The following is a 409-nucleotide window of genomic DNA, read 5'->3' as shown; positions in this document are numbered from 1 at the left end:
GTTTCTTTGTAGTGGTTGATTTTGTCGCTGAGCATTTGGTTGTAGATGAAGCGGGCGCAGCCAAAACAATTCGCAAAATATTCTTTTTGCTGTTCGGTTGGGTATAATCTGTACTTGTATGCTTTCAACATATTTGTCAGCTCACTTCGCCTTGGTTTTCAATGTATTTTTTTATAACTTCAATTGGAGCGCCGCCTGTTGTCAATAAGCAAAAACTCCTCGACCAAAACATTTCTTTCCATAATTTCTGCTTTACTTCTGGGAAGTTCTTTTTAATGAGTCGAGAACTGGCGCTTTTGTAGGCATTGATGAATTTGGACAATTCTGTGTTAGGGTGAGCTTTGAACAGGATATGAATGTGGTCTCTATCTTCATTCCATTCGATGAGAGTGATGTTGTAGTTTGTACT

2 protein-coding genes are annotated in these 409 nt (G+C 38.6%); both read right to left on the bottom strand.

The genetic code is table 11. From position 1 onward, the window contains the following. On the bottom strand, positions 1–131 hold a 131-nt coding region (locus ACYQ4S_RS12375), incomplete at its 3' end, for a helix-turn-helix domain-containing protein (protein WP_459771475.1). A gap of 5 nt (positions 132–136) precedes the next feature. Further along, the coding region (gene tnpA, locus ACYQ4S_RS12370; protein ID WP_459771473.1) for an IS200/IS605 family transposase at positions 137–409 on the bottom strand (273 nt) is incomplete at its 5' end.

This window comes from Alkalibacterium sp. s-m-28 (assembly GCF_054658175.1).
This window is presented reverse-complemented; position numbering and strand designations above follow the sequence as displayed.